The 6370-nt window shown below is 60.7% G+C and carries 6 protein-coding genes; 5 read left to right on the top strand and 1 reads right to left on the bottom strand.

Annotation, left to right across the window (positions count from 1 at the left end; translation table 11 throughout):
* Positions 1 to 520: 520 nt before the first annotated feature.
* Entirely contained in the window at positions 521 to 1567 is a 1047-nt protein-coding gene (locus GBC55_RS25905; protein WP_162440336.1) for a class I SAM-dependent methyltransferase, read from the top strand.
* Between the two features lie 170 nt (positions 1568 to 1737).
* Entirely contained in the window at positions 1738 to 2580 is an 843-nt protein-coding gene (locus GBC55_RS25900; protein ID WP_162440335.1) for an NAD-dependent protein deacetylase, read from the top strand.
* A gap of 27 nt (positions 2581 to 2607) precedes the next feature.
* Here GBC55_RS25900 and GBC55_RS25895 read toward each other — a convergent pair whose 3' ends face one another.
* The gene (locus GBC55_RS25895) at positions 2608 to 3507 is read right to left on the bottom strand and encodes a LysR family transcriptional regulator (RefSeq protein ID WP_162440334.1); all 900 of its coding nucleotides are present in this window, start codon (positions 3505 to 3507) and stop codon (positions 2608 to 2610) included.
* Between the two features lie 240 nt (positions 3508 to 3747).
* Between GBC55_RS25895 and GBC55_RS25890 the strand changes: the two genes are divergently transcribed.
* Genes GBC55_RS25890 through GBC55_RS25880 form a run of 3 tightly spaced genes read left to right on the top strand, consistent with a single transcriptional unit; the run spans position 3748 to position 6341 of the window.
* Complete coding sequence (locus GBC55_RS25890) at positions 3748 to 4446, top strand: CoA transferase subunit A (RefSeq protein WP_162440333.1); 699 nt, start codon at positions 3748 to 3750, stop codon at positions 4444 to 4446.
* A 36-nt stretch (positions 4447 to 4482) separates the two neighbouring features.
* Positions 4483 to 5148, top strand: coding sequence for a CoA transferase subunit B (locus GBC55_RS25885; RefSeq protein WP_162440332.1), 666 nt, complete (start codon positions 4483 to 4485; stop codon positions 5146 to 5148).
* Between the two features lie 11 nt (positions 5149 to 5159).
* Positions 5160 to 6341 carry an acetyl-CoA C-acetyltransferase gene (locus GBC55_RS25880; RefSeq protein WP_162440331.1) on the top strand — a complete coding sequence of 394 codons (1182 nt, stop codon included), beginning with the start codon at positions 5160 to 5162 and terminating at the stop codon, positions 6339 to 6341.
* Positions 6342 to 6370 lie beyond the last annotated feature (29 nt).

Raw genomic sequence — 6370 nt, 5'->3', positions numbered from 1 at the left:
GGCGCGAAGCGCCGTGCGGCGAAGCCGCACACATCGAGAGGAGGTCGTCGCGAAGCAGACCGTAGGCGATGCCCCCAGATGGACACCGGAGCGAGGGAACACCGAGCTTTAGCGAGGTGCCGTACGCTGGGGCGAGCCTTTTTGGTTCCTTTTGACTGGGCCGGCATTCCGGGCGTTTGTCAAAAGGGACTCGCTGTAAGAGCGAAACCGTCAGTGGCCATTACCGCAGAAACGGATATGTACACCCGCAAAAGACAGGTCGGCTGTCAGGCCGCCATCGCTGGCAGGCCAGCTCCCACAGGGATCGGGGTACATCCGAAAAAGACAGGCCGCCTCGTCATCACCCCCCACACCAACCCAGCACTTTCGTCGCCCCACCCAACACCCCAAGGCCAGCGAACTAAACTTAACCCACGCAGGACACATCGTGCGTCCTGTTCATTCCCACGACCACCGCCCAGACGTGCCACCCCCGAAAACACCACCTCTGGACCGTGATCCTGCCAAAGGAGCACACGTGATGGACGAGGCCAGACTCAACGAATTCATGGGCAAACTGATCAACGACATGGGCGGCGCAGCCATGCTCGCCAATGTCATTCTCGGCGAGGAACTCGGCCTGTACCGGGCCATGGCCGACAGCCAACCCATCACCCCGGAAATACTCGCCGACAAAACGGGCTGCAACACCCGCCTGCTGCGCGAATGGCTCAGCGCCCACGCCGCCTCCGGCTACATGGAGCACCGCGACGGCCAGTTCCGTCTCCCTGAAGAGCAGGCACTGGCGCTGGCAATTGAAGACTCGCCGGTCTACGTGGCCGGTGGCGTCGGCGTAGTCGCCTCGTTTTACCATGACAAGGACAAACTGATCAACGCCATGCGCGGCAATGGTGCACTGGCCTGGGGCGACCACCATCCGTGCATGTTCAGCGGCACAGAACGGTTCTTCCGGCCCGGTTACAAAGCGCACCTGATCGCCGAGTGGCTACCGGCCCTGGACGGCGTGGTGGCAAAACTTGAAGCCGGCGCCAAAGTCGCCGATATCGGCTGCGGGCATGGGGCGTCGACGGTGATCATGGCCCAGGCGTTTCCGAACTCACGGTTCGTCGGGTTCGATTACCACGCACCCTCCGTCACCGTGGCGACCCAGCGCGCCGAAGAAGGTGGCGTGGCCGCACAGGCGCGGTTCTTCCAGGGAACAGCGAAAAGCTACCCGGGCAACGACTACGACCTCGTCTGCTACTTTGACTGCCTGCACGACATGGGCGACCCGGTGGGCGCGGCGCGGCATGCCTTTGAGTCGCTCAAGCCGGACGGTTCGGTCCTGCTGGTGGAACCCTTCGCCAACGATGCGCTCGACGACAACGTCACCCCAGTCGGACGCCTGTTCTACGCCGCGTCGACCTTCATCTGCACCCCCAACTCATTGTCACAGGAAGTCGGCCTCGGGCTCGGTGCGCAGGCGGGCGAGGCGCGGTTGCGCAAAGTGTTTACCGAGGCCGGTTTCTCGACTTTCCGTCGGGCGACAGAAACGCCGTTCAACCTGATTCTGGAGGCACGCAAGTAAACACGGCCCTTGTAGGAGCTGCCGCAGGCTGCGATCTTTTGATCTGTTTTTTTACAATCACGATCAAAAGATCGCAGCCTGCGGCAGCTCCTACAATGTGCCTTATCATGGCCTGCGAAGCCGCGCCAGCTCCTACAATGAACCATTCATGACCTTGCGGAGTGTTGAACATGCTCGATGGCCGTATCCGTGAACAACTCGACCGACTCGAGCAGTTGATGACCGAACAAACTTTTGTCGTGCTGACGGGCGCTGGCATCAGCACGCCATCGGGCATCCCCGATTACCGTGACAATCAGGGCGTCAGGCGTGGTCGTCAGCCCATGATGTATCAGGAGTTTCTCTCCGCCCCCGAATCTCGTCGTCGCTACTGGGCACGGGCCATGCTGGGCTGGCCGCGAGTGCGACTGGCACAACCCAACGTCGCTCACGAAGCCTTGGCGAGTTTGCAAAGTACCCGGCGGATCAGCGCGTTGATCACCCAGAATGTCGACACCCTGCACGACCAGGCCGGCAGTCACGATGTCATCGAACTCCACGGCAGCTTGCATCGAGTGCTATGCCTCGATTGCGGGCAACGCAGCGAGCGCGACTCGATTCAGCAATTGATGGTGGCGCAGAACCCTTACCTGGCCGGCGTCGATGCCGTGCAAGCACCCGATGGCGATACCCTGCTCGACCCGGCTTTTGAAGCGCGCTTTCAGGTGCCCCATTGCCCGCTTTGCGCGGGTGAGCGAATGAAGCCGGACGTGGTGTTTTTTGGCGAAAACGTCGCGCAGGTAACGGCGGCCAAAGCCATGGCGGCAGTCGAAAGGTCTGCGGGTTTACTGGTGGTGGGATCTTCGTTGATGGCGTACTCGGCGTTCCGGTTGTGCCGGGCGGTGGCGGATCAAGGCAAGCCATTGATTGCGATTAATTTGGGGAAGACCCGGGCGGATGACCTCCTCGATTTGAAGATTGAGGCCTCGTGCGAGCAGCTACTCCCCCTCCTGACACAACACCTGTCCCGATGAGCATTCCCACGCAGAGCGTGGGAACGATCATGGGTCGAGGTGCGCGCTCAGGTTTTCTTCTTTGAGGATGTCGAACAACGCCTGCGCCGCCGCCGAGAGCTCAACCCCGGGCTTGGTCAACACCCCGACTGCCCGCTCCACCACGGGGTCGTGCAAGGTCAGGCACTGCGCACCCAGCTCACGCATCTGCCCGGCACACAACGCCGGTACCGCGCTCACCCCCAATCCGCTGGAGACCATCCGCCCCACCGTCGCCAGCTGATGGCTTTCAAACTCCACCGGCAACTTCATTCCGCGGGCTTGCAGGTGTTCTTCCAGCATCACCCGCACTGCCGACGGCCGCTGCAAGGTGATAAACGGCTCCTTGAGCAGCGTCTGCCAATCGATATCACCCAGCTCCGCCAGCGGTGAATCCTGTGAAACCACTGCGACGAACCGGTCCATATACAGCGGTGTGAAGACCAGCGACGTACTCATGGTGGGCTCAAACGCCACCCCCAGTTCCACCTGTCGATCACGCACCATTTCAAGCACCTGCTCATTGATCACATCGTTCACCGTCACGTTGACCTTCGGGTAACGAGCGCGAAACGCCTTGAGGATCGGTGGCAGTAGGTTGCCGGCAAACGAGGGTATCGCCGCCAGCGTCACCCGGCCGCGCTGCAAGGTGAAGCGCTGGCGCAGCTCATCCTCGGCGTTGTCCCAGTCGGCGATCAGGCGGCGCGCAAGGGGCACCAGGGATTCACCTTCCGCCGTCAGGGCAACGTTGCGGGTATTACGGGTGAACAGGCGTCCACCCAGGCCCTCCTCCAGCGCTTTGATGGTCAGGCTCAACGCCGACTGCGACAGGTGCAATCGCTCGCAGGCCACGGCGAAACTCAGGCTCTGGGCCACGGCCAGAAAGGCGCGGATCTGTTTGACGGTCATGGGCAAAGGGTTCCGGTGATTAACGCGGGAGTTTTTCTGTAGGAGCACAGCTTGCTCGCGATGGCGGTTTCGAGGCCGCCATCGCGAGCAAGCTGTGCACCCACCGAAGGATAAAGAACAGAATTAGTGAGTTTTATCTATTAATTCACATTAAAAAACAACTTAACAAATCAATCCAGCAACGAGACACTTGACCCACTACGGCTAGCCAGCCGCCCATAAAGAATAAAAGAGGTGCATATGGCAGGTTTCGACAAGCGCGTGAGTTCCTACGAGGAAGCTCTGGCAGGTCTTGAAGACGGCATGACCGTGATCGCCGGTGGCTTCGGCCTGTGCGGAATTCCGGAAAACCTGATCAACGAGATCAAGCGCAAGGGCACTCGCGATCTCACCGTGGTTTCCAACAACTGCGGCGTCGACGGTTTCGGTCTCGGCGTGCTGCTGACCGATCGTCAGATCAGCAAAGTAGTCGCCTCCTACGTTGGCGAAAACAAACTGTTTGAAGAACAGCTGTTGAAAGGCGAAATCGAAGTCGTCCTCACCCCCCAAGGCACCCTTGCCGAAAAAATGCGCGCGGGCGGCGCCGGCATCCCGGCGTTCTTCACCGCCACCGGCGTCGGCACCCCGGTCGCCGACGGTAAGGAAGTACGCGAATTCAAAGGTCGCAAGTACCTGATGGAAGAGTCCATCACCGGTGACTTCGCCATCGTCAAAGGCTGGAAAGCCGACCACTTCGGTAACGTGATCTACCGCCACACCGCTCAGAACTTCAACCCGCTGGCCGCCACTGCCGGCAAGATCACCGTGGTCGAAGTCGAAGAAATCGTCGAACCCGGCGAGCTGGACCCGGCGCAGATCCACACCCCTGGCATTTACGTCGACCGGGTCATTTGCGGCACGTTCGAAAAGCGCATCGAACAGCGCACCGTGCGTAAGTGATCCCCTGCCCCCGGACCGAATGAAGGAATAACAACAATGGCACTTTCCCGCGAACAAATGGCTCAACGCGTCGCCCGCGAAATGCAGGACGGCTTCTACGTGAACCTGGGCATCGGCATTCCGACCCTGGTCGCCAACTACATTCCCGAAGGCATGGAAGTCATGCTGCAGTCGGAAAACGGCCTGCTGGGCATGGGTCCGTTCCCGACTGAAGAAACCATCGATGCCGACATGATCAACGCCGGCAAGCAAACCGTGACCGCCCGCACCGGTGCATCGATTTTTTCCTCGGCCGAATCCTTCGCGATGATCCGCGGTGGCCATGTCGACCTGACCGTGCTGGGCGCTTTTGAAGTCGACGTGCAAGGCAACATCGCCTCGTGGATGATCCCCGGCAAACTGGTCAAGGGCATGGGCGGCGCCATGGACCTGGTCGCCGGTGCAGACAACATCATCGTCATCATGACCCACGCGTCCAAGGACGGTGAGTCCAAGCTGCTGGACCAGTGCAGCTTGCCGCTGACCGGCGCCGGCTGCATCAAGCGCGTACTGACCGACCTGGCCTACCTGGAAATCGAAAACGGCGCCTTCATTCTTAAAGAACGTGCGCCGGGCGTCAGTGTCGAAGAAATTATCGCCAAGACTGCAGGCAAGCTGATCGTGCCTGATCACGTTCCAGAAATGCAGTTCGCTGCTCAGTGAGGATTCATCCCATGCAAGAAGTCGTCATCGTTGCCGCCACCCGTACCGCCATCGGCAGCTTCCAGGGTTCCCTGGCCAGTGTCTCCGCCGTTGACCTGGGCGCTGCGGTGATCCGTCAGTTGCTGGCACAAACCGGGCTCGACGCTGCTGAAGTCGATGAAGTGATCATGGGTCAAGTGTTGACCGCTGGCGCCGGGCAAAACCCTGCGCGTCAATCGGCGATCAAGGCCGGCCTGCCCTTCACCGTACCCGCCATGACCCTGAACAAGGTCTGCGGCTCGGGCCTCAAGGCTCTGCACCTGGCGACCCAGGCCATTCGCTGCGGCGACGCCGATGTGATCATCGCCGGCGGCCAGGAAAACATGAGCCTGTCCAACTACGTCATGCCCGGCGCCCGCACCGGTCTGCGCATGGGGCACGCGCAAATCGTCGACACCATGATCAGCGACGGCCTGTGGGATGCGTTCAACGATTACCACATGGGCATCACCGCCGAGAACGTGGCCGACAAATACGAACTGACCCGCGAGCAGCAGGACGCCTTCGCCGCGGCCTCACAGCAAAAAGCTGCGGCCGCTATCGAAGGCGGACGTTTCGTCGATGAAATCACGCCCATCCTGATTCCTCAGCGCAAGGGCGATCCGTTGTCCTTTGCCATTGATGAACAACCTCGCGGCGACACCACCGCTCAAGGGCTGGGCAAACTCAAGCCGGCCTTCAAGAAAGACGGTTCGGTGACCGCTGGCAACGCGTCGTCGCTCAATGACGGTGCCGCCGCCGTGATCCTGATGAGCGCCGAAAAAGCCAAGGCCCTGGGTTTGCCCGTGCTGGCAAAGATCGCCGCTTACGCCAATGTGGGTGTTGACCCGGCCATCATGGGCATCGGCCCGGTATCGGCCACTCGCCGTTGCCTGGACAAGGCCGGCTGGTCCATCGACCAACTGGACCTGATCGAAGCCAACGAAGCATTCGCGGCGCAATCCCTGGCCGTTGCGAAAGAGCTGAAATGGGATTTGAACAAGGTCAACGTGAACGGCGGCGCTATCGCACTGGGTCACCCGATTGGTGCATCAGGTTGCCGTGTTTTGGTGACCTTGCTGCATGAAATGATCAAACGCGACGCCAAGAAAGGCCTCGCCACCCTGTGCATTGGTGGTGGTCAGGGCGTTGCGCTGGCGATCGAACGGGCTTAAAGCGTTCAACAGGCTGCACGGGGGCCCAC

The sequence above is a fragment of the Pseudomonas sp. TNT3 genome (genome assembly GCF_010095445.2).
GTDB lineage: Bacteria > Pseudomonadota > Gammaproteobacteria > Pseudomonadales > Pseudomonadaceae > Aquipseudomonas.
The sequence above is the reverse complement of the archived record's forward strand: the minus strand, read 5'-3'. Positions and strand labels throughout refer to the sequence as shown.

Excerpts from the sequence above, each read along its gene's own strand:
- GBC55_RS25880 (WP_162440331.1), top strand. The coding sequence starts at position 5,160 with ATGCAAGAAGTCGTCATCGTTGCCGCCACCCGTACCGCCATCGGCAGC.
- GBC55_RS25885 (WP_162440332.1), top strand. The coding sequence starts at position 4,483 with ATGGCACTTTCCCGCGAACAAATGGCTCAACGCGTCGCCCGCGAAATG.
- GBC55_RS25890 (WP_162440333.1), top strand. The coding sequence starts at position 3,748 with ATGGCAGGTTTCGACAAGCGCGTGAGTTCCTACGAGGAAGCTCTGGCA.
- GBC55_RS25900 (WP_162440335.1), top strand. The coding sequence starts at position 1,738 with ATGCTCGATGGCCGTATCCGTGAACAACTCGACCGACTCGAGCAGTTG.
- GBC55_RS25895 (WP_162440334.1), bottom strand. The coding sequence starts at position 3,507 with ATGACCGTCAAACAGATCCGCGCCTTTCTGGCCGTGGCCCAGAGCCTG.
- GBC55_RS25905 (WP_162440336.1), top strand. The coding sequence starts at position 521 with ATGGACGAGGCCAGACTCAACGAATTCATGGGCAAACTGATCAACGAC.